The following is a 21,921-nucleotide window of genomic DNA, read 5'->3' as shown; positions in this document are numbered from 1 at the left end:
ATTTTGAATTCACATATCTTTTCGAGTGCCAGCTATTGCATTCCAGAGAGCGCTTGATTAACTTGTCGTTAGTTGATTAGTGCTTCACGGCGTGGACATGCTTGGTCTATAATCCCTTCAGCTTCTGTAGGGTCTTACTGTCCCAAGTCCCTGCGTGAGCCAAATCCAGGAAGCAGCTGTTATTTGTTGATCGGCGATTTCTTTCGCAGCACCTGTTTCCGGAAGTGAATTCCTGACTGTCCCGATACCCTTGGAGAACCCCATGTCCCTGTTGACCGATTTCATGCAGAAAGAACAAGAGCTCAAGAAACTTCAAGAGCAACTGGAAAGCCTGCGCAACGATGATCGCCTGAAGAATGAGCTGGAATTCAAGGACAAGCTTGATTCCCTGATGAGTGAATACGGCAAGTCCACTCGCGACGTGATTGGCCTGCTGGATCCGAAAGCCAGCCAGACGCCGGCAGCTGCCGCGAGCGCGGAAACCAAGGCTGGCGGCGTTCGCCGCAAGCGCAAGCTGAAGGTCTACAAGAACCCGAATACCGGTGAAGTGATCGAGACCCGTGGTGGCAATCACAAGCAGCTGAAAGAGTGGAAGGAAGAGCACGGTGCCGAAACCGTCGAATCCTGGCTCGAGCGTACCGAGAGCTGAGTTGACACTTTCCTTGAGCATCTGCTGAAGAGACGGTTGACCAGACACGAAGAAGCCCCGCCATGGCGGGGCTTCTTCGTGTCTGGCGTTCGTGTCTGGCGTTCGTGTCTGGCGTTCGTGTCTGGCGCTGATGTTGCCATTGCGCTGACCTTGCTCCCCTTGGCCTGGAGGGCCTCCGAGAGCATGGCGCCTCCCGCCCTGCACGGCGAGCCTCTGATGAGAAGGCATGGCGTGGCAGGGCGGGCGGGCCTGGGCAGAGAGTGCTCCCGTCAGCTGTCGATCTGTCCCAGGTTGACCAGGCGGCCGATGGCCAGCACCTTGCCGGTCGGTTTGCCGGTCGGCGAACCACCGCTGGGCTCCAGTGTCATCTCGAGCAACTGGCCCGGACTCATGCGGCCGATCTGTTCGGCGCTCAACTCGATACCTGCCACCGGGTCCACCAGACCCAGCGAACGCGGGCCCTCCGCTGGATCGGTCAGGGTCCAGAGTTCGATGGCGCGATCCGTCGGACGCTCGATAGTGACCTTGGGTGTCAACTGAAGTCCGCCACCGGCCGTGACACTGGCGACCCAGGTCGGCGTGGCAGGGTCCTCGAGAGTCTGCAGCACCGCGACCATGCGCTGCGCGGATGACTCGGGCACTTCGGTCGCCACTGGCGGGGTGCCATCTTGTGGTGATTGAGGCGCGAAGGGCCCCACCTGCATCGCCAGAGCAAGAGCGAGTCCGGCGCCCAGCCCCAGACCCAGCCCGCCTCCCAGCCAGCGCCACAGCCAGGGGGCTTGCGGAGCAGGAGCGCCACCCGTGTCATGGGCTGGCGTCGGAGTCTGCTTGAGGCGCGTCAGGCTGGCATCGATGCGTTTCCACAGCGAATCGGAGGCCGGTTCCGGCGGCAGGCGATCACTGACGCTCAGCCAGTGCTGCTGCCAGCGAAGTGCCATGCGGGCGGCCTCATCGTCGCGCTCTATCCAGGCGCGCACCTCGGCTTCACGTTCGGGGTCCAGCAGGCCCAGGGTGTGTTCACCCAGCAACAGATTCTGCTCTTGTGGAGATTCGGGGATCGGGAAATGGTTCATCGTGACAGGCACTCCTGCAGTCGCTTGAGTCCGGCACGGATGCGACCCTTGATGGTGCCGAGCGGGGCGCTGAGTTTTTCGGCGATCTGCTCGTGGGTCAGGCCCTTGAAGAACGCCAGCAGAATGGGTTCGCGTCGTGGGGCTTCCAGCTCACCCAGACAATCGCTCAGCTGATGGGCTGTCTGACTGTCGTGTGCTGCCGCTTCCGGGTTGGCGAGCAAGTCGGCGAGGCTGTCGAGCGCCTCGCTGTCACCGCGGGGCGTCCGTCCCTGGGCCCGCAGCTGATCGAGTGCACGATAGCGCAGGATGGTGAACAGCCAGGCGCGGCCATTGCCGAGTTCACGGCGATATTGGCCGGCATTGGACCACAGCTTGATGAAGGCATCGTGGACGGCGTCCTCGGCCTGATCCCGGCTGCCGAGCAGGCGCATGGCAAGTGCCAGCATGCGGCCGGACTCAAGGTCATAGAGGCGACGAAAGGCGGTTTCATCACCGAGCGCACAGGCCTCTATGGCACTGGCGTGGTCAAAGTCGTCCGGGTCTTGCGAACTGACGGGTGTCGTGTGTGCTGGCATCGGGGGCCCGACTCCATTGGCTGGGAATCCATCGTTCAGCTGACGGTAGTCGCCCCATGAGAGGTTGGCAAGTGACATGGAGAGAGCTCCAGAGTCGTGTGAACCCCTCGGCTGTGACATTGATGGAGCACGTCGAGGAGGCATGAAGGTGATTTGATGGCGAGACATGCAGAGCATGGCGTGCTGGTCCGGTCCCGTTGAGTCGCTGTCTGTCACACGCGGGCGTGGACCGGGACAATGTCTTGCGATATGCCTGAACTAACGCGCCATTCAGGCAATTGGATGTGCTGATATCGCCAAGGGTGGGTAGTGGCTTGATGCTGCAACGGAAAATGCAGGTGCATTGCCGCTGGTGAAGGGAGTCCGCATAATGTTCTGCATGACAGCCCGGGAGGCGTGATGAAGCAGCAATTCAATACGATCGGCGTGATTGGTCGACTGGGCAGTGCTCAGGTAGTGGACACGCTCAAGCGCTTGATTCGCTTTCTTGAGGCTCGCCAGCTGGCGATGATCATCGAGGAGCGCACGGCGACGCTGTTGCTTGACCATGGCCTTGAGGTGGCGAGCCGTCGTCAGATGGGCGAGCGCTGTGATCTGGTGATCGTGGTGGGCGGTGATGGGAGTCTGCTGGGCGCGGCGCGTGCATTGTGTCGCAGTGGCACGCCGGTACTGGGCGTCAATCGCGGCCGTCTGGGCTTTCTCACCGACATCCGTCCAGATGAGCTGGAGGAAAAGGTCGCCGAGGTGCTCGAGGGTGACTACCTCAGTGAGCAGCGGTTCCTGCTGGAGGCGGAAGTCTTTCGGGACGGCGAGAAGATAGGCGCGGCGGACGGCCTCAACGATGTCGTGCTACACCCTGGCAAGGCGGCGCGGATGATCGAGTTCGAGCTGTTCATCGATGGCCAGTTCGTCTATTCCCAGCGCTCCGATGGCTTGATCGTGGCCACTCCGACCGGCTCGACTGCCTATGCGCTCTCCGGCGGCGGGCCGATCGTCCACCCGCGCCTGGAGGCCATCACGCTGGTGCCGATGTTCCCGCATACGCTGTCCAGTCGTCCGATCGTGATCGACGCGGCCAGCGAGATACTCCTGCACATCAGCGCCAGCAACACGACCTATCCCCACATCAGCTGCGATGGCCAGACTCAGGTCGTGGCCAAGCCCGGCGATGTGCTCAAGATTCGTCGCAAGCGCGAACGTCTGACGCTGATCCATCCGCTGGAGCACAACTATTTCGAGATCTGTCGCACCAAGCTCGGCTGGAGCAACCGCCTCGGCGAATGACATCAAGGCAAGCAGCATGAACGCATTCGTGGCGCCACGGGATGGCTATGATCTGATCGGTGATGTGCACGGCTGTGGCGCCACGCTGGCGGCGCTGCTGGAGAAGCTCGGCTATCACCTGAAGGATGGCGTGTATCGTCATGCCTCGCGCAAGGTGATCTTTCTTGGTGACATCATCGATCGTGGGCCTCGTATCCGACTGGCCGTCCAGTTGGCCAGCCGGATGGTGGAAGCCGGTGAGGCGTTGATCGTGATGGGCAACCATGAATACAACGCGCTGGCCTATTGTCGGCGTGCACGCCTGCGGGAGAGTGGCGATCACCGTGATTTTCTGCGCCCGCATACCTCGCGGCACAATCGCATCATTCGCGAGACGCTCGATCAGTATCAGCATCATCCCGATGAGTGGGATGACGCATTGAGCTGGTTCATGCGCATGCCGCTGTGTCTTGAACTGCCGTCGCTGGGAGAGGGCAAGAGTGGTCTGCGCGTGGTCCACGCCTGTTGGGATGAAGCGCTGGTGCGTCCGTTTCTGGCGCGCTTTCCGGATGGCTGCATCGATGAAGCCTTCCTGCAGGACTCCGTCGACCCCTCGAGCTTTGCCTATCGGGTGCTGGATCGCCTGACTCGGGGGACCAGTCTGCGCTTGCCGGAGGGCGTCGAGATCCACTCGGGGGATGGCTTCACGCGCCGCAGTTTCCGGGCGCATTTCTGGGCGCGCGAGCCTCGCACCTATGGCGATGTGGTGTTCCAGCCCGACAATCTGCCGGGAGAGCTGGAGTCGCGCTGGTTGAGCGAGGGCGAGCTCGAGAAATTGCCGTATTACGGACCAGAGCAATTGCCATTGTTCCTGGGGCATTACTGGTGTGAAGGGGTGCCTGCGCTCCCGGCGACCAATATCGCCTGTCTCGATTACAGCGCCGTCAAATGCGGTCGCCTGGTCGCCTATCGCTTCAGTGGCGAAGCGACGCTGGATGCCGCCAATTTCGTCTGGGTGCCGGTGCCGCGCGAACCCTCGAGTCGTCCACTGCCGGAAGAGTTGCCGGCCGAGGAGTTGTCGGGGCGCGGTGAGATGAGGGGATAGCGTGCTGGGCCATAGTCATACCTGCCGGACTTTTCTCATCGCCATTGTTTTTTTCAATAAGCAACCAGTGAACCAAAGCACCATCCCGGACTCAGAGTAAGTGTTCCCTTGAATGATCCCTTGCTCAGTCCGGTGCCCCCCACCGGACTTTTTTTATGCCTGTCAGTTTGTCATCGCCGCCATCGCGGCTCTCCAGACAAGTCCCTATCCAGAGTGGCATCAGCTGGATCTGCCACCGACCGCCCATCGGCGCTCTCGACGTCGGGCTACTGTCGAGAGATGCCATCACGCTGACTTGTCACTGCAAGGACACTGCATGTTCCAGGTTCTGACTCTAGACGACTCCTTCGATACGCTCGCACTGCGTCAGGCGCTGTGGGCGGAGAAGATCGGCCACCAGATCACCTCCGAGCGCGTCTCGACCCCTGACGGGGAGGCGGTGCGTCAGATGTTGTGGCTGGCGGACCCCGAGCAGCTCCCCCGCGTGATCGCGATGCTGGAGCGCCACTCACGCGGAGAGCCGCTGCGCGATGAGGCTACGGAGGCGTCGGGTTTCTCAAGCGGTTCATCGGGCGGTCTCTGGCAGCTCGTCAGACAGACTCCGCTGACATGGCTGGTCGGGCTCGCCTGTTGCCTCACCGTACTCTGTCAGTACGTGCTGGGTCAGGCGGCGGTGTTCGAATGGCTGGCCATCGTGCCCTTTGAGCTGGTGGGCAGTCAGCACATTGCACCGGCGCCGTTGTCCACGACACTGGCGGGGGAGTGGTGGCGGCTGTGGTCACCCTCCTTGATGCATTTCGGCATTCTGCATCTGGTCTTCAATCTGCTGTGGCTATGGGTGTTCGGGCGCCAGATCGAGGCCATCGATGGCGCCTGGCGCTTCGCGCTGGTGGTGCTGGTGAGCGGGGTGGCTGCCAACCTGGCGCAGTACGCCACCGGCAGTGTGCTGTTCGGTGGGCTCTCGGGAATCGATTTCGCCGTGATCGGCTATGTCTTCATCGCGGCTCGTCGACGGCCGATGCTGGGCTATCAGATGCAGCGCTCGCTGATGATCTTCATGTTGATCTATCTGGTGCTGTGCATGACACCGCTATCGAGTGCCATCGGCCTTGGGGCCATCGCCAATGAGGCGCATCTCGGTGGACTGCTGGCAGGACTGGTGCTGGGATTCGTGCTGCCGCGCCGCGCACCGGGCACCACGTCATGACAGCCAGGCGGATGACAATGATAGAATGGACGCATTTTGCACGGCGTGGCGTCACGTTGCCCGCGTGGCGCTGCCCCCGCGCCGTGCTCCAGCATCAGGAGAACCCCCATGAGTGACATGACTTTCGACGGGATGGTCGAACAGATGACCCCGGCCATCTACGAGAGCCTCAAGCAGTCCATGCAGCTGCGCAAATGGCCGGACGGCCGGGTGCTGACCTCGGAGCAGGTCGAGCTGTGCATGGAAGCCGTCATCAAGTACGAGGTCCACAACAACGTGCCTGCCGAGTCACGTGTCGGCTTCATCGACAACGGTACTTGCGGTCCGCGTGACGGTGACGACACTGCTTCACGCGATGAGCCGGAGCAGATCAAGTGGGTCAACTGACACTGGATGATGCACTGGACGTCGATGGCGCACCTCAGCCCGCTGTGGAGTCGGTGACCCTGAGAGGGGACATCCGCAAGATGTCCATCGTGCCTGCCGGTGAGGCGCTTGCGATCGATACCTCGGCGGATGCGCAGTCAGGCTCGCGTGAGCCGCTGGCGGCCAGCTATGGCCTGCGACTGGGCGAGATCACCCAGCCGCTGAACGCCTATATTGGCCATAAGGTACGCCTGGACTTCACCGGTCAGATCCACTGCAGCCATTGCGGGCGCAAGACCAAGAAGAGCTTCGCGCAGGGGCATTGCTATCCCTGCTTTCGCAAGCTGCCACAGTGTGATGGCTGCATCATGAAGCCGGAGACCTGCCACTTCGCGGAAGGCACCTGTCGTGATCCTCAGTGGGGTGAGGAGCATTGCTTCCAGCCGCATATCGTCTACCTGGCCAACTCCTCCGGCCTCAAGGTCGGTATCACCCGCAAGACCCAGATGCCGACGCGCTGGTTCGATCAGGGTGCCATCCAGGCCTTGCCCATCGTCGAGGTCTCCAATCGTCTGCAGTCAGGGCTGGTCGAGGTGCTGTTCAAGCAGGCACTCAATGACCGCACCAACTGGCGCGCGATGCTCAAGGGCGATGTGGCCGAGCTTGATCTGGAAGCCGAGCGTGATGCACTGCTCGAGCAGATGGCCGAGGGTCTGGCGGCGCTGCAGGCGCATTGCGGTGAAGACGCCATCCGGGTACTGGATACCACGGCATTGGCCTTCGAGTTTCCGGTGCGTACCGCGCCGACCAAGGTCACCTCGTTCAACTTCGACAAGACACCCGTGGTGGAAGGCGTGCTCGAAGGGCTCAAGGGTCAGTATCTGATCCTCGACAGCGGGGTGATCAATCTGCGCAAGTTCACGGGGTATGAGGTCGAGGTCCAGCTCGGCGAATGACAGCGCCCCGTGTTGCGAAATAAACTCAAGGCTAATGAGAATGACAACGCCCGCGCTCCCTTCCAGGAGTGCGGGCGTTGTCGTATGGCCTGGGGATATCGAAGAGAGATGCCGGCCCGACTGGTTCAGCCAGCGGATTCAGCCGGGGGATTCAGCCGGGGGATTCAGCCGAGCACGGGCTGGCGGCGCGCCTGCATGCGCTCCAGGAAAACCTGCATCACTCGGTGGTAGAGCTCGCGTCCCAGCACGACATCCTCGACCCCCGCATCCAGATTGGGGTTGTCATTGACCTCGATGACCACCACGCGATCCTCGAGCTGCTTGAGGTCAACTCCATAGAGCCCATCACCGATCAGACGTGTCGCCTTGAGAGCCGCCTTGATCACGGCGGGGGGCACGTCACTCGGGTCAACGGTGGCAAAGCCGCCGGAGCGGGTGCGGGCGCCGCTGTGGTCATAGATCTGCCAATGGCCACGCGCCATGTAGTAACGGCTGGCGAACAGCACCTTGCCGTCGAGCACGCCGATACGCCAGTCGAACTCGGTTGGGAGCCATTCCTGCAGCAGCAGCAGAGCGGAGTCATGGAACAGTCGCTCGGCTTCACGCACCAGTGTCTCCGGCCCGTCAATCTTGACGATGCCGCGCGAGAAGGCACCATCCGGCACCTTCATCACCAGCGGATAGCGCATGTGCTGTCCGCGTTCGGCCAGCTGGCGCAGTTCGCCGCGATGAATCAGGCGCCCCTGTGGGGCGCTGAGGCCGCGAGCCTTCAGGAGCTCATGCAGGAAGACCTTGTTGGTACAGCGCAGAATCGACTGACTGTCGTCGATCACCACCAGCCCTTCGTGTTCGGCTCGCTTGGCCATGCGGTAGGTATGGTGGTCCAGGCTTGTGGTCTCGCGGATGAACAGCCCATCGAATTCGGCCAGACGTCCCTCGTCACGCTTGGTGATCAGACTGACGTCGATGCCCAGGCGGCGTCCCTCGCGGATGAAGTGCTTGAGCGCCGTACGATTGGACGGTGGCAGTGCCTCATTCGGGTCCACCAGCATCGCCAGGTCGAAACGATAGTGGCGGCGAGCCTTCGGGGTGCGCCAGACCTTGCGGGAATGGCGGTTGAGCGCCTGGGCAAAGCGATCCTCGTCCGTTTCCGCCAGATGGTTCAAGGATTGCGGGCGCACTCGCCTGAGGGTCCAGCGCTCGCCACGCGCCTCGAGTCGCACCTCGAGCAACGGGCAGGGCAGTCGCTCGAACAGCTTGCGACCGAGACGTGCCAGTGCGGGGTCATCGCTCTCACCGAAGGTCAGCAGCAGGTCGAGATGCGCATGCTTGCCGGTCTCGTGGGGGACTGTCTGCGGGGCGGGCAGGGCGCTCTTGCGCGTCAGCTCCTCAAGCAGCACACGGATGCTGCCCAGTTCCATGTCGATCAGTGACTTGCGCGACAGCTGGTTGAGCGTTTCCACCGACGGCAGGGCTTTCTGTCCGCGCGCCTGTGCCAGCAGCGAGACGTAATAGCCGATCCCGAGGTAATCGAGCCCGCCGCAGAGATTGATGACGTGGGTCGCGGGCTGCGGAGCGTCCTGGTCTGCCCGGTCCGTGGGCACGGAGCTGTCGTGGGAGAGCTCGGACAGAAAGTCGTGGGCGCTGATGACATCATCACTGGGATAGAAGGCGCGCCAGTCACTGACACGGTCAACCACGATACGCAGGCGGGACATTGAGTAGCCTCGAAGGGCGGGCACCGAAGCGGTGCCGAATGCAGCGCATCATGAAAAACAATCTCCGTCATCGCAATAGACAACAAGATGAAATAATTTCATGCAAATAGGTCGAGACAAGACGTGCCTGCATGCCCAGAATGCAGCGGATTGCTACCGCCCCACGACACCTTGATTTCAGGGCTGCCTCAGGGCGCTGACAGGCGGGAGAGCCTGCATCATGACCCCCATTCTGCGTCCGGCGATCCGGGCCGATCTCGATGCTCTGGTAGAGCTCGAGGAAGTCAGTTTCGATAGCGACTGGTTCAGTCGTCGTCAGCTGTCCCATCTGATTCTGCGTGCCAATGCACGCACCCTCGTCATCATCCAGCCAGAAGGCGATGGCTCGGACGCCCTGCCGGCGGCAGGCAATGCGATGGCCGCACTGTGGCCGGCGGGCAGCGTGGCGCAGGATGACGCCACCCCGCTGCGCAGCGTGCTGGGCTATGGCACCGTGCTGTTCCGACGCAATTCACGCCGGGCACGACTCTATTCCTTCTGTCTGCATCCCGAGGCGCGCGGACGCGGTCTCGCCCAGCGTCTGCTCATCGCGCTCGAGCAGCTGGCCATCGAGCAGGGCTGTGAGCAGTTCGATCTGGAAGTGCATACCGGCAACGGTGCAGCGATCACCCTCTATGAGCGCCACGGCTTTGCCAGGAATGGTCGCCTGCGCGATTACTACGCCGACGGCGCGGCGGCCTGGAAGATGCGCAAGTCACTGGTGATTCCCTCATCAAACCCGCCCGCCAGCAGCAGCGACATCAGGGCTGAGGGGATCTCGACGTGGGGAGATGCGGGCGCTGCCTGACGGCCGGGCATGGCGCGCGTCGCCCCCATGGGCTAGGATGCGCTGTTTATTCTTCATGGCTTCAAAGGAATCGCTCCCATGCCGTCATTCGATATTGTCTCCGAACTCGACAAGCACGAAGTTCAGAACGCCGTCGATCAGGCCAATCGCGAACTTGCGACACGCTTTGATTTCAAGGGCGTGACTGCCGGCTTCGAACTCGAGAAGGAAGAGACCGTCAATCTGGAAGCCGACGCCGATTTCCAGCTGCGTCAGATGATCGAGCTGCTCAAGGGTCGCCTGATCGCGCGTGGCATCGACGTGCGTTGCCTGGAAGAGAAGGACGCTGACACCGGCGGTGTGCGTGCCCGCCAGCAGCTGGTGCTGCGGCAGGGGCTGGATCAGCCGACCGCCAAGAAGATCGTCAAGGCGCTCAAGGATGCCAAGCTCAAGGTCCAGGCCCAGATCCAGGGTGAGAAGGTGCGCGTCACTGGCAAGAAGCGTGATGATCTCCAAGGTGCCATGGCCTTGCTGAAAGGTGACGAGAGCATCGAGCTGCCGCTGCAGTTCAACAACTTCCGCGACTGATCTTCCTCGCGCGCCTGGCGCTCATGTCACGGCTGACCGCTGTCAGCGGCAAATGTCGTCGACAAGTGTCAGGGGCGCCACTCTCAGCACCGTTCGCTCTCGGCGAGCGGTGCTGTGTTCGTTTGAATCGCTTTGAAAGCGTCACGTACCCGTTTCAGGCGCTGCGCTCTCAAAGCGTTTCACCATCTTCGTTCGTCATATTCGCGTGACGCTCGCCCCGGGTGGGTCGGGCTGCGCAAAGAGAGGTTACATGTCTGCTCCGCTCGCTATCGGCCAGCGCAATACCCTGACCATCACCAAGCGGGTCGGCTTCGGCGTCTTCCTCGACGGCGGTGACCGCGGTGAAATCCTGCTGCCGACTCCCTTCATTCCTGCCGGTGCCGATATCGGTGACGCGGTGGAAGTCTTCGTGAGTCTTGATGATGAAGACCGCCTGCTGGCCACCACGCGCTATCCGCGCGCCATGGTCGGTGAGTTCGCCGCCCTCAAGGTGGTCGAGGTCAATGACATCGGCACCTTCCTCGACAATGGCCTTGGCAAGGACCTGCTGCTGCCCTACGGCGAGCGCAAGCGTGAGCTCAAGGCGGGCCAGTTCGCCATGGTGCACGTGGGGCTCGACAAGCACAGCGATCGCATGGTCGCGTCGATGCGCCTGGATCGCTGGCTGGACAAGACTCCGGCCGAGTACACCGTCGGTCAGGAAATCTCCGGCCTGGTGGCGGCGAAGACCGAATTGGGCATGAAGATCATCATCGACAATGCCCATTGGGGGCTGGTGCACCATGATCGCATCTTCACCCGCCTGCATATCGGCAATCGTCTGCGTCTGTGGGTGCTCAAGAATGATGGCAACGGCAACATCGACCTGACCCCGCAGGCACCGGGCCCTGCAGGCCATCAACAGCTGGCGGACCGCATCCTTGCACGTCTGGAAGCCAACGCCGGGGTACTGCCGCTGGGTGACAAGAGCGACCCCCAGGCCATCAGCGACGCCTTCGGCGCCAGCAAGGCCAACTTCAAGCGTGCCATCGGCCACCTGAAGCGCGAGGGCAAGGTGACACTGGCCCCCACCGAGACGCGCCTGGTCAAGTGAGGTGCCGGTGATGCGTCGCGCATCGCCCGAGCGGCTTCTGCCGCGCCAGCATCACAAGCTTCCCGTCGGCAATTTCGCTGCCACTCGTCGGTTCTCCGGTGGGTGGCAGTTGCGTTTGTGGGCAGCGCATGGCACCAATGAGCGTCAGGATCCTGCGGACCATGAGTCGCCCTGCGTGTCCATGACGCGCCGAGCGTGCCGTGGCGTCATCCAGCGCATGCCTGATCACGCAGGAGCACCTGAGATCATCCCCACCATTGACAACAAGGATCGTCAGCCCATGTCTCCCGTTACCACTTCCTCCTCTCGTTCGGCGTTGCGTATCCTGCTGGCCCCTGACAGCTACAAGGAGGCGCTGCCTGCGCTGGAGGCTGCCGAGGCAATGGCGAGCGGCATCCGGCGCGTATTGCCCGAGGCCGAGCTCGACCTGTGCCCGTTGGGAGATGGCGGAGAGGGCACCCTGGTGGCACTGTTGGCCGCTGCAAGCGAGGCAGATCCCATCGAGGCGCGCAGCGCTCAGGTACGTGATCCGCTGGGGCGTGAGGTCACTGCGCAATGGGGCTGGCAAGCGGGTAGCCGCACGGCCATCGTCGAGCTCGCCGAGGCCAGTGGTCTGCACCTGCTCAGCCCCGATGAGCGTGATGCGCGCATCGCCAGTACCTACGGCGTCGGACAGCTGGTGCTTGCCGCGCTGGAGGCCGGTGCCGAGCGCCTGATCGTCACGCTGGGCGGCAGCGCGACCAACGATGGCGGCAGCGGCATGTTGCGTGCACTTGGTCTGCGCCTGCTGGATGAGGCGGGTGACGAACTGCCGGACGGAGGCGCGGCGCTGGCACGACTGGCGCGGTTGGATGCCAGTGGCCTGGACCCGCGGCTGGCGACTCTCAAGGTGTCCGCGGCGGTGGACGTCGACAACCCGCTGTGTGGCCCGCGTGGCGCGACGGCCGTGTTCGGGCCGCAGAAGGGCGCGGATGAGGCGGTGGTCGAGGAGCTGGACGTCGCGCTGGGGCGTTTCGCGCGGATGAGTGCCGAGGTGCTGGGGGAGGACCACCAGCAGCTGCCGGGCACTGGTGCCGCAGGTGGCATGGGCTACGCAGTGGCGGCCTGGCTCACGGGGGAGCTGCGCCCGGGCATCGAGCTTGTGATGGAACGACTGAACGTGGCGCAGCGCCTGGAAGGGTGTGACCTGCTGATCACCGGCGAGGGCGGGCTGGATGGGCAAAGCCTGGGAGGCAAGACGCCCATCGGCGCGGCGCGTGCCGCCCGAGCGGCCGGAGTGCCGGCCATCGTGCTGGCAGGGCGTCTCGCGGATGGCTGGCAGGCTGCGCATGACGAAGGCGTCAGCGCCGTCTTCACCCTGTGTGACGCTGCCATGCCGCTGGAGCAGGCCCTGACGCGCACCGCTGAACTGCTGGCGGACCGCTGTGAAGCCATCATGCGCCTCTGGCAGGTGGCGCACAGCGACTGAATGTCGCCTGTACCGCAATCCCGTTCGCCTTTCGTGTCACGGGCAAGCCCGTTACCATGCACGCAGCAGCTATGGGAAAGATAGCCAGAATGCACTTCCCTCGGGAGGCATCTGGCGCTTGACTGGTAGCAGGTGGCACGCGGTGTGCGCCCGATGGTTGAGGGGACCTTGAGATGATGATTTTTCGGCGCATGAAGCGGATCTGCTGGCTGGGGCTGGCCTGGCTGTTCTTCGCGATCGGGTTTGCCGGCATGTTCCTGCCCCTGTTGCCGACGACCGTCTTCATGCTACTGGCGCTGGCCTGTGCCAGTCGCGGCTCCCCTCGCTTCGCGCGCTACATTCGCGAACACCCCCAGATCGGGCCTCCCCTGATCTCCTGGGAGCGCGAGCGTGCCATCCCGCTGCGTGCACGCATCCTGGCGGTCGGCATGCTGGTGGTCTCGATGCTGATCATTCTCTTCACCGTTTCCGTGATGGCGGTCAAGGTCTCGTTGCTGGTCTTCCTTTCCCTGTTGGCCATCTGGCTGGGCACGCGCCCCGAGCCGCGCGGGGGATACGAGGAACTCGCGCCTGCGCCTTCCCCGGCCGAGCCCTTCGATGAGCCCTCCCGACCCGTCAGCGGCGAACGCCTGCAGAACGACTAGTCATTCGCGTGTCCTGCCCCTCCCGTGAGGGGCCATTCATCGCGGGCGCGGTGGCAGGCTGCCATCGCTGCCCGATGTTTTCCTGCCGTGTGGCATCGTCCGCGCGGCGTTGATCGTGGAGTCCTTCATGTCACAACCTGCCGCCATTCATCTTGATGATTATCAAGCGCCGGCCTGGCGCATTCTCAGCACTCGGTTGACGTTCGATCTGGCGCCGTCCGCGACCCGCGTGACGGCCGTGCTGACCCTCGAGGCCAATCCCGATGCCGCCGTGGGCAGTGACGCGACGCCGCCGCTGGTGCTCAATGGCGAGCACCTGACGCTGGAATCCGTGCGTGTCGATGGGCGAGCGCTCGCCAGTGATGAATACAAGGTCGACGAGACGCATCTCACCCTCGCGGCGCTGCCGGCCAGCTGTGAGCTCGAGACGGTCGTGCTGATCGACCCGGCGGCCAACACGGCACTGGAAGGGCTCTATGTGTCCTCCGGCATGTTCTGCACTCAGTGCGAGGCCGAGGGCTTCCGCCGTATCACCTATTACCCGGATCGTCCGGACGTGATGTCGGTATTCACGACGACCGTCATCGCGGACAAGGCGAACTACCCGATCCTGCTCTCCAACGGCAATCCCGTCGAGCGTGGCGAGCTGGAAGGCGGCCGTCATTTCGTCACCTGGCAGGACCCGCACCTCAAGCCGTGCTACCTGTTCGCGCTGGTGGCGGGGGATCTGGTCAAGCACGCCGACAGCTTCACCACCATGAGCGGGCGTGATGTCGCCCTGGAGATCTGGGTCGAGCCGGAGAATCTCGACAAGACCCAGCACGCCATGAACTCTCTCAAGGCCTCCATGAAGTGGGATGAGGAGGTCTATGGGCGCGAGTATGACCTCGATATCTTCATGATCGTCGCGGTCAATGACTTCAACATGGGCGCGATGGAGAACAAGGGTCTCAACATCTTCAACAGCGCCTGTGTGCTGGCCAATCCCGACACCACCACCGACGCTGCCTTCCAGCGCGTCGAAGGGGTGGTGGCACACGAGTACTTCCACAACTGGTCCGGCAATCGCGTCACCTGCCGTGACTGGTTCCAGCTGTCCCTGAAGGAAGGCTTCACCGTCTATCGTGACCAGACCTTCTCCGCCGACATGAATTCGGCGCCGGTCAAGCGCATCGAAGACGTCGCCATGCTGCGCACCGCGCAGTTCGCGGAAGATGCCGGTCCCACCGCGCATCCGGTGCGCCCGGCGTCCTATATCGAGATTTCCAACTTCTACACCCTGACCATCTACGAGAAGGGGTCCGAAGTGGTGCGCATGGTCGCCAACCTGCTGGGCGAAGAGGCCTTCCGCCGCGGCAGTGACCTCTACTTCGCGCGCAACGATGGCAGCGCCGCCACCATCGAGGATTTCATCAGTGCGATGAGCGAAGCCTCCGGGCGAGACTTCACCCAGTTCATGCGCTGGTACTCTCAGGCGGGGACGCCGGAAATCAGCGCCCGCGGCAACTTCGATGCCGAGTCGGGCCGCTATTCCCTGACGCTGCATCAGTCCACCCCAGCGACACCGGGGCAGGCTGAGAAGCTGCCGCTGGTGATCCCGGTACGCATGGGCCTGGTGGGTGCGGATGGCAGTGATCTGGCGCTCACGCTCGACGGCGAGGCGCTGGGCACGGAAACGGTGCTGGAGCTGACCGAGGCCGAGCAGACCTTCGTCTTCACTGGCCTCGAGGCCGGTGCCGACCCCGTGCCGTCGCTGCTGCGCGGCTTCTCGGCGCCGGTCAAGCTGTCCTTCGCCTACAGCCGTGAGCAGCTGGCCTTCCTGATGCAGCATGACAGCGATGGCTTCAACCGCTGGGATGCCGGTCAGCGTCTGGCGCTGGCAGCGCTCGAGGATCTGATGGCCGCCTGGCAGCAGGGCGACACCCAGGCATCACTCGATGCGCGTCTGCTGGCCGCCTATCGCTTCCTGCTCCAGAGCGAGGCGTCCGATCGTGCCGTGCTGGCCGAGATGCTGACCCTGCCGTCGGAGGCCTATATCGCCGAGCAGCAGACTGTCGTCGATGTCGATGCCATCCACTGGGCGCGCAAGACCGCCAAGGCGCAACTGGCCACGGCACTGCGCGATGATTTCGTCGCGCTCTATCATGCCAATGAGCAGCAGGGCGACTACGCGCCGACCTTCGAGCAGATGGCGCGCCGCAGCCTCAAGAATGCCGCGCTCAGCTATCTGATGAGCATCGAGGACGAGGAGGGCGTGCGTCTGGCCCAGGCTCAGCTGGCAGCGGCGCACAACATGACCGACGTACGCGCGGCATTGACGTTGCTGGTGCACTCCTCGCGCACGGAGCTGGGCGATCCGGCCCTCAAGGCCTTCGCCGAGCGCTGGTCGCATGATCCGCTGGTGATGGATCAGTGGTTCTCGATCCAGGTCACGCGTCCGCAGGCTGACGTGCTGGATCGCGTGCGCTTCTTGATGGAGCATCCGGCGTTCTCGCTGACCAACCCCAACAAGGTGCGCGCCTTGATCGGTGCCTTCGCCGGTCAGAACCGCGTCAACTTCCATCGCCTCGATGGCGAAGGCTATCGCCTGCTGGCGGATGTGGTCATCGAACTCAATCGCCTGAATCCGGAAATCGCGGCGCGCATCATCACGCCGCTGACGCGCTACAAGCGTTTCGATGCCAAGCGTCAGGCGCTGATGAAGGCTGAGCTCGAGCGTATCCGGGCCGAGAAGCTGTCGCGCAATCTCTACGAGGTCGTGGAGAAGGCGCTGGCCTGATCCGCCGGATCACGTCCTCGCCCCGTCAGTTCGACTGACATGAAAAACCCCCACTCGTCACAGACGGGTGGGGGTTTTTCGTGGTGCTTGCGAACCAGACCTTGAAGAGAGGCGTCAGTCGCGCACGTTCAGCTCTCGGTCAGTGACAGCAGGATCTTCTTGTAGCTGTCAAAGCGCACGCGGCCTATCTCGCCGCTGTCGACTGCCTGGAGCAGGGCGCAGCCCGGCTCCTTCTCGTGCTTGCAGTCACGGAAGCGGCATAGCCCCAGGTAGTCGTGGAATTCACGGAAGCCATCGGTGACCTGCTCCGGCGTCAGGTGCACCAGGCCGAATTCACGGATACCGGGTGAGTCGATCAGATCACCGCCGTCCGGCATGTGATAGAGCCAGGCCGTGGTGGTAGTGTGCATGCCCTGGCGTGATTCGGTGGAGAGCGGGCCGACACGTATCTCTTCTCGGGGCAGCAGCATGCCGACCAGTGACGACTTGCCGACGCCACTCTGACCGACGAACACCGAGGTGCGATCGCTCAGCTGTGCCTTCAGGGCGTCCAGGCCTGCCTCGCCGCGCGTGGTACAGGCGACGACGTCGTAGCCGAGTGCCTCGTAGCGTGCCAGCAGGTCACGCAGCACACCACCGCTCTCGGGCAGGAGGTCAACCTTGTTGAGCACCAGCACCGGCGTGATGCCGGTGGCTTCCGCAGCGATCAGGTAGCGGTCGATCAGATTGGGTTGTGGCGCGGGTTCGGCGGCGAACACGATCATGATCTGGTCGATGTTGGCGGCCACCGGCTTGAGCACCCCCCGCATGTCCGGGCGTTCAAGCTCGGTAGTGCGGGCACCGCGTGCCACCACCACACCCGTGGCGTCGCTGGCTTCACGCCAGATCACGCGGTCACCGGTGACCAGCGTTTCCAGGTTGGCGCGCAGGTGGCAGCGATGCAGGCTGCCGGATTCACTTTCGACTTCCAGGCTGCGCCCGTAGTGGGCAATGACACGGCCGTGCTGTTCCGGGCCGTATTCGCCGGCGTCGAGCTTGTCGCGGTCCTGCGTCTCGCGCTTTTCTGCGCGCTTGGTACGCTCGGCCTGGACCTTCTCGATGCGCCATTGTTGCTGGCGGCTTAGCTTGCGTTTGCTCATGCTTGGCTGGTGACTCCGGTCGCCGTTCGTTCGCCAGGGATGGGAGCGTCTTCCCCCCTCTGCGGCGCGATTGTACCCTTTGCGCCCTCGGGTGTCGTGCGACACCCCGGGATGGCGTGTGATACTGCCGTCACAGGCGGATCCTCAGCGTCTTCCCATTCCCCGTTCAGCAAGGAGTGACCCATGGCAAATCCCACCGCGCAGGCCGACCGCCTCATCTGGATCGACCTGGAAATGACCGGTCTCGACCCCGCGCGTGAGCGCATCATCGAGGTGGCCACGCTGGTCACCGACGGAGATCTCAACCTGATTGCCGAAGGGCCGGTGCTGGCCGTGCATCAGCCGGACAGCCTGCTGGAGGCGATGGATGAATGGAACACGCGCACCCACGGCGAATCTGGGCTGGTGACGCGCGTCAAGGAAAGTCAGATCGATACCGCCGAAGCCGAACGTCAGACTCTCGAGTTCCTGGCCCGCCACGTGGCGGCAGGCGCCTCGCCGATGTGCGGCAACAGCGTGCATCAGGATCGCCGTTTCCTGCAGCATGAGATGCCGTTGCTGGAAGCGTTCTTCCACTACCGCAACATCGATGTCTCGACCCTCAAGGAACTCGCCAAGCGCTGGAATCCGGCCGCGCTGGACGGTTTCAAGAAGCGCGCGACTCACCAGGCGATGGATGATATCCGCGAGTCACTGGCGGAGCTTGCGCATTACCGCAAGACCTTCCTCAAGCTGACCCAGCAGGGCATCGTCTGAACGACGCAGGGTGAGAGTGTCAGAGCGCGGTGGCCAGACGGGCACCGCGCTTGATGGCTTGCTCCTTCAGCGCCCAGCGCACGTGCTCGCGCAGTGGCTCGCTGGGATAGGGCAGGCGGGCACGCAGGACATGCTCGACCTGCTCCGACCAGGGCGCATTGCCCAGCCCGATGGCGATGTTGGAGAGCCACTTCTCATAGCCGATACGCCGGATGGGACTGCCTTGCGTCTTGTCGAGGAACTCCTGCTCCCCCCAGCAGAACAGCCGGATCAGCTCGATGCGATCCAGATCATGGCGTGGCGAGAAATCCGCCTCCTGGGTCGCCTTGGCAAAGCGCGTGAAGGGGCAGAACAGCTGGCAGTCGTCGCAGCCATAGATGCGGTTGCCCATGGCACGGCGGAATTCTTCGGGGATGGCGCCATCCAGCTCGATGGTCAGGTAGGAGATGCAGCGGCGTGCATCGATGACCTTGTCCTCGACGATGGCATCCGTCGGGCAGGCGACCTTGCAGGCGTTGCAGCTGCCACAGTGCTCCTTCTCGAAGGGGGCATCCACCGGCAGAGGCAGGTCGGTGTAGAGTTCGCCCAGGAAGAACAGGCAGCCAGCCTGCTGGTTCATCAGCATGGCGTTCTTGCCGAACCAGCCGATACCGGCCTTCTGGGCCAGCGCGCGCTCCATGACCGGAGCGGAGTCGACGAAGGCGCGGTAGCCGAACGTGCCGACTTCCTTCTCTATCTGCTTGGCCAGGTTGGCCAGCCGCTTGCGCATCAGCTTGTGGTAATCGCGTCCCAGCGCGTAGCGTGAGACGTAGGCGCGCTCGGGCTGGCTGAGTACCTGGGTGGTCTCGACCTCGGGCGGCAGGTAGTCGAGGCGCACGCTGATGACGCGCAGCGTGCCGGGCACTAGCTCCTCCGGGCGCGTGCGCTTGGTGCCGTGCTTGGCCATGAAGTTCATCTCGCCGTGATGACCATTGGCCAGCCAACGTTCCAGGTAGGCCTCGTGTTCCGAGAGGTCGACATCGGTGATCCCGACCTGCTGAAACCCCAGTTCGCGCCCCCATGTCTTGATGCGGGCTGCCAGTTCCGCCATGGCCTGAGGGTCGGCGACGCGCGAGTCATCACCGGATGTCTCGTCGGGAGAGCTTCCGGCTGCGTCGGCGGGCAGGGGCATGGTGGCGGATGAAGCAGGCATGGGCATTCCAGCTGGACAGGATGTTCAGGAGCATGGTGCACGCTGGCGTCTCACGGCGAGGAGTCGGCGGTGCGTGCGAAAGGGCGCCACCTTAGCGTAACTTGCCGATCAGCCCAAGCGGCATGTGAGGTGTGCGCTACCCAGTATTTCAGGGCGTGCGGCGCCGCTTTTCCAGGGCGCGGGCACGACTCAGTTTATCAGACATGGAGTGTGGGCATGGCCGTGAGCGATTCCTCTAACCCCTGCGATGTGACGCCGGTCTCATCCGCCACTCAAGCCTTGTGGCGTTCGGTCAATTGCCTGTGGCCCATCGCGGCGCTGCGTGACCTCGAGCATTGGCTGCTGGCGGAAGAGACCGTCTCGATGACCAACAGCTTGCCTGAAGCGTCGGTGGACAAGCGTCTGATGGGGCGGGCGGCGCAGTCAGCCTTCGACCTGCTGCGGCAGCGATGGCCCGAGACGCGCAGATTGTGTGTCCTGTGTGGTGGCGGCAACAATGCGGGCGACGGCTACCTGGTGGCGCGTCTTGCCCAGCTGGCGGGGTTCGAGGTGCGCATCATCGCTTTGAAGGATGAGGCGCAATTGACAGGCGATGCCCAACTGGCCGCGATTGCCGCGCGGGAAGCCGGGGTCGAGCGTCACCCCTGGCCACAAGATACCGCCACGGCAGAATCATTGGTGAAGGGCTGGCCATTGCTGCTGGACGCCCTGACCGGTATCGGTCTGCGCGAGGCGCCCCGCGGCGCGGTCGCCCACGCCATCGAGCTGATCAACCAACGTCACCGGGAGGGCGCGCATGTCATGGCGCTGGATGTGCCCTCGGGGCTTGATGCCGCCACGGGGGCGGTGGCCGGTGTCGCCGTGGAGGCGGATGTCACGCTGACATTTCTGGTCGACAAGCCGGGTCTGCACACCGGGCGCGCCGAGCTGCATGCCGGACACGTCAGTCTGGCGCGGCTTGGTGCGGCTCGGGTGCTGCCGGAGGTGGTCAAGCAGACCCGAACGGCAGCGCTGCTGGCGTGCGAGTCCGTGCAGCGCCTCACGCCGCGCTGGCTGGAGACCGAGCTGGTGCCGCGCTCTCCGCTGGCGCACAAGGGAGATGCCGGCAGCGTGCTCGTCTTTGGCGGCGGGCCGGGGCTTGGCGGCTCCGTTCTGCTGGCCAGTGAAGCCGCCGCGCGTGCCGGTGCCGGCAAGGTGGCGCTGCTTACCGCGCCGGCGCATGTCAGCGCCAGCCTGACACGCTGCCCGGAAGTCATGGTGCGTGGTCTCAAGAGCGGGCCGGAGGGCAGCAGTCATGACGGGTTTGCCGTACTGGAAGCCCAGATGGCACAGGCCAGCGTGACACTGGTCGGCCCCGGCATGGGGACGGAGCCGCTGGAGAGCCTGTTGTGGGGTTGGGGAGGACTGTCTCGCGTGCTCGCGGCCGACCAGCCGCTGGTGGTGGATGCCGACGCCCTGAGCCTGCTGGCCTGGCGAGCCGGTGAAGGTGAGGTGATCCGACGCGACGATTGGGTGTTGACGCCGCATCCCGGAGAGGCGGCGCGCCTGCTGGGCTGCTCGGTGGCACAGGTCGAGCAGGACCGGCCCGGCGCCGTGCGCGCCCTGCAGCAAAGATATGGCGGCAGTGTAGTGCTCAAGGGGGCCGGCAGTCTGATTGCCAGTCCCGCCGGCGTACTGGAAGGGCCAGACGTGGCGCTGTGTCCCTATGGCAATCCCGGCATGGCCAGTGGCGGCATGGGGGACGTGCTGGGCGGCATCATCGCGGGGCTGGCGGCCCAGGCGCTCAATGGTGGCTTCGATGCACGCCAGTCACGCACCCATGAGCAGGGCACGGCACAGGCGGCGCATGTCACGTGTTGCATGGCGCAGGCGGCACGGGTCGGCGTGCTGGTGCACGCCCTGGCCGCCGACCGTGCGGTGCAGGAGCGCGGCGAGCGTGGCCTGCTCGCGGGTGATCTGGCATCCTATATGCATTTATTGCTCAATCCACGGGCCCGAAATGCGCATACTCCTGTCTGATGAAAATGCCCAGGTTGCCTTTGGCAGCCAGCTGGGCGACGTCCTTGCCGGCCGCGGGCTGGTGTTCCTGGAAGGTGAGCTGGGGGCCGGCAAGACGACTCTCACGCGTGGCGTGCTGCGTGCCTACGGGCATGAGGGGGCGGTGAAGAGTCCGACCTATACCCTGGTGGAGCCCTATGTGCTGCCACGTCCCGAGGGCGGCGAATGGCACATCAATCATTTCGATCTCTACCGGCTGGCTGACCCGGAGGAGCTTGAGTTCATCGGCGGGCGAGACCTGCTTGCCGATGACAGCCTGGCGCTGATCGAGTGGCCAAGCTGTGGTCAGGGCTTCCTGCCGGTGCCGGACCTGCGCGTGACGTTGTCCGTCGCCGAGCAGGGCCGCGAGGCCGAGTTGCATGCCCTCACACCGCGAGGAGAGGGTTGGCTTGAGGCACTGGCCGAGCGACGCGCCTCTCAGGCATGATGGCGCCTGACGTGCCGTATCATCTTCGTGGCTGCGTCT

General features: G+C 63.7%; 20 protein-coding genes. 15 read left to right on the top strand and 5 right to left on the bottom strand.

Annotated elements, in window-relative coordinates; translation table 11 throughout:
• Window positions 1-262 precede the first annotated feature (262 nt).
• Window positions 263-649 (top strand): histone-like nucleoid-structuring protein, MvaT/MvaU family, encoded by a 387-nt coding sequence (locus ACZYGA_RS04110; RefSeq protein WP_077372437.1) that lies wholly within the window; start codon window positions 263-265, stop codon window positions 647-649.
• 269 nt (window positions 650-918) lie between these two features.
• Here ACZYGA_RS04110 and ACZYGA_RS04105 read toward each other — a convergent pair whose 3' ends face one another.
• Window positions 919-1,722, bottom strand: a complete 804-nt coding sequence (locus ACZYGA_RS04105; RefSeq protein ID WP_479398405.1) for an anti-sigma factor — start codon at window positions 1,720-1,722, stop codon at window positions 919-921.
• Entirely contained in the window at window positions 1,719-2,297 is a 579-nt protein-coding gene (locus tag ACZYGA_RS04100; protein WP_077373190.1) for an RNA polymerase sigma factor, read from the bottom strand. The genes ACZYGA_RS04105 and ACZYGA_RS04100 overlap by 4 nt, the downstream gene beginning before the upstream one ends.
• A 399-nt stretch (window positions 2,298-2,696) precedes the next feature.
• On the opposite strand from ACZYGA_RS04100, the gene ACZYGA_RS04095 reads away from it, so the two are divergent.
• From ACZYGA_RS04095 to ACZYGA_RS04075, 5 genes are all read left to right on the top strand, one after another.
• The gene (locus tag ACZYGA_RS04095) at window positions 2,697-3,581 is read left to right on the top strand and encodes an NAD(+) kinase (protein ID WP_077372443.1); all 885 of its coding nucleotides are present in this window, start codon (window positions 2,697-2,699) and stop codon (window positions 3,579-3,581) included.
• A gap of 16 nt (window positions 3,582-3,597) precedes the next feature.
• On the top strand, window positions 3,598-4,665 hold the full coding sequence (locus tag ACZYGA_RS04090) for a metallophosphoesterase (protein WP_084209065.1): 1,068 nt from the start codon (window positions 3,598-3,600) through the stop codon (window positions 4,663-4,665).
• A 316-nt stretch (window positions 4,666-4,981) separates the two neighbouring features.
• Window positions 4,982-5,872, top strand: a complete 891-nt coding sequence (locus tag ACZYGA_RS04085) for a rhomboid family intramembrane serine protease (RefSeq protein WP_479398404.1) — start codon at window positions 4,982-4,984, stop codon at window positions 5,870-5,872.
• A gap of 108 nt (window positions 5,873-5,980) precedes the next feature.
• Entirely contained in the window at window positions 5,981-6,259 is a 279-nt protein-coding gene (locus ACZYGA_RS04080) for a YeaC family protein (RefSeq protein WP_176493003.1), read from the top strand.
• Window positions 6,247-7,194, top strand: a complete 948-nt coding sequence (locus ACZYGA_RS04075) for a DUF2797 domain-containing protein (protein ID WP_255303038.1) — start codon at window positions 6,247-6,249, stop codon at window positions 7,192-7,194. The genes ACZYGA_RS04080 and ACZYGA_RS04075 overlap by 13 nt, the downstream gene beginning before the upstream one ends.
• Window positions 7,195-7,358: 164 nt before the next feature.
• On the opposite strand, the gene ACZYGA_RS04070 is transcribed toward ACZYGA_RS04075, so the two are convergent.
• Window positions 7,359-8,912 carry a RimK family protein gene (locus ACZYGA_RS04070; protein WP_084209062.1) on the bottom strand — a complete coding sequence of 518 codons (1,554 nt, stop codon included), beginning with the start codon at window positions 8,910-8,912 and terminating at the stop codon, window positions 7,359-7,361.
• A 220-nt stretch (window positions 8,913-9,132) separates the two neighbouring features.
• Here ACZYGA_RS04070 and ACZYGA_RS04065 point away from each other — a divergent pair, with 220 nt between their 5' ends.
• The 6 genes from ACZYGA_RS04065 to pepN all read left to right on the top strand — a co-directional run bounded on the left by ACZYGA_RS04065 (window position 9,133) and on the right by pepN (window position 16,310).
• Window positions 9,133-9,759, top strand: a complete 627-nt coding sequence (locus ACZYGA_RS04065; RefSeq protein WP_279855038.1) for a GNAT family N-acetyltransferase — start codon at window positions 9,133-9,135, stop codon at window positions 9,757-9,759.
• Window positions 9,760-9,837: 78 nt separating this feature from the next.
• Complete coding sequence (locus ACZYGA_RS04060) at window positions 9,838-10,326, top strand: YajQ family cyclic di-GMP-binding protein (RefSeq protein WP_077372461.1); 489 nt, start codon at window positions 9,838-9,840, stop codon at window positions 10,324-10,326.
• A gap of 250 nt (window positions 10,327-10,576) precedes the next feature.
• Window positions 10,577-11,419: a CvfB family protein gene (locus ACZYGA_RS04055; protein WP_077372464.1), complete on the top strand. Its 843-nt coding sequence runs from the start codon at window positions 10,577-10,579 to the stop codon at window positions 11,417-11,419.
• 316 nt (window positions 11,420-11,735) lie between these two features.
• Window positions 11,736-12,887 (top strand): glycerate kinase, encoded by a 1,152-nt coding sequence (locus ACZYGA_RS04050; RefSeq protein ID WP_479398614.1) that lies wholly within the window; start codon window positions 11,736-11,738, stop codon window positions 12,885-12,887.
• A 173-nt stretch (window positions 12,888-13,060) separates the two neighbouring features.
• Window positions 13,061-13,531 carry a YbaN family protein gene (locus ACZYGA_RS04045; protein ID WP_479398402.1) on the top strand — a complete coding sequence of 157 codons (471 nt, stop codon included), beginning with the start codon at window positions 13,061-13,063 and terminating at the stop codon, window positions 13,529-13,531.
• A gap of 127 nt (window positions 13,532-13,658) precedes the next feature.
• Window positions 13,659-16,310, top strand: coding sequence for an aminopeptidase N (gene pepN, locus ACZYGA_RS04040; protein ID WP_479398401.1), 2,652 nt, complete (start codon window positions 13,659-13,661; stop codon window positions 16,308-16,310).
• A 128-nt stretch (window positions 16,311-16,438) separates the two neighbouring features.
• Here the strand turns inward: pepN and rsgA are convergent, their stop codons facing one another.
• Window positions 16,439-17,449 (bottom strand): small ribosomal subunit biogenesis GTPase RsgA, encoded by a 1,011-nt coding sequence (gene rsgA / locus ACZYGA_RS04035; protein WP_077372474.1) that lies wholly within the window; start codon window positions 17,447-17,449, stop codon window positions 16,439-16,441.
• A gap of 183 nt (window positions 17,450-17,632) precedes the next feature.
• Between rsgA and orn the strand changes: the two genes are divergently transcribed.
• Window positions 17,633-18,205 carry an oligoribonuclease gene (gene orn, locus ACZYGA_RS04030; RefSeq protein WP_084209058.1) on the top strand — a complete coding sequence of 191 codons (573 nt, stop codon included), beginning with the start codon at window positions 17,633-17,635 and terminating at the stop codon, window positions 18,203-18,205.
• A gap of 19 nt (window positions 18,206-18,224) precedes the next feature.
• Here the strand turns inward: orn and queG are convergent, their stop codons facing one another.
• On the bottom strand, window positions 18,225-19,295 hold the full coding sequence (gene queG, locus ACZYGA_RS04025; RefSeq protein ID WP_141392291.1) for a tRNA epoxyqueuosine(34) reductase QueG: 1,071 nt from the start codon (window positions 19,293-19,295) through the stop codon (window positions 18,225-18,227).
• A 324-nt stretch (window positions 19,296-19,619) separates the two neighbouring features.
• Here queG and ACZYGA_RS04020 point away from each other — a divergent pair, with 324 nt between their 5' ends.
• Window positions 19,620-21,416 carry an NAD(P)H-hydrate dehydratase gene (locus ACZYGA_RS04020; protein WP_479398399.1) on the top strand — a complete coding sequence of 599 codons (1,797 nt, stop codon included), beginning with the start codon at window positions 19,620-19,622 and terminating at the stop codon, window positions 21,414-21,416.
• Window positions 21,397-21,882 carry a tRNA (adenosine(37)-N6)-threonylcarbamoyltransferase complex ATPase subunit type 1 TsaE gene (tsaE, locus tag ACZYGA_RS04015; protein WP_136938177.1) on the top strand — a complete coding sequence of 162 codons (486 nt, stop codon included), beginning with the start codon at window positions 21,397-21,399 and terminating at the stop codon, window positions 21,880-21,882. Before ACZYGA_RS04020 ends, tsaE begins: the two co-directional genes overlap by 20 nt.
• The last annotated feature ends 39 nt before the right edge of the window (window positions 21,883-21,921 follow it).

It is taken from the genome of Cobetia sp. BL01 (genome assembly GCF_056493605.1).
The sequence above is the reverse complement of the archived record's forward strand: the minus strand, read 5'-3'. Positions and strand labels throughout refer to the sequence as shown.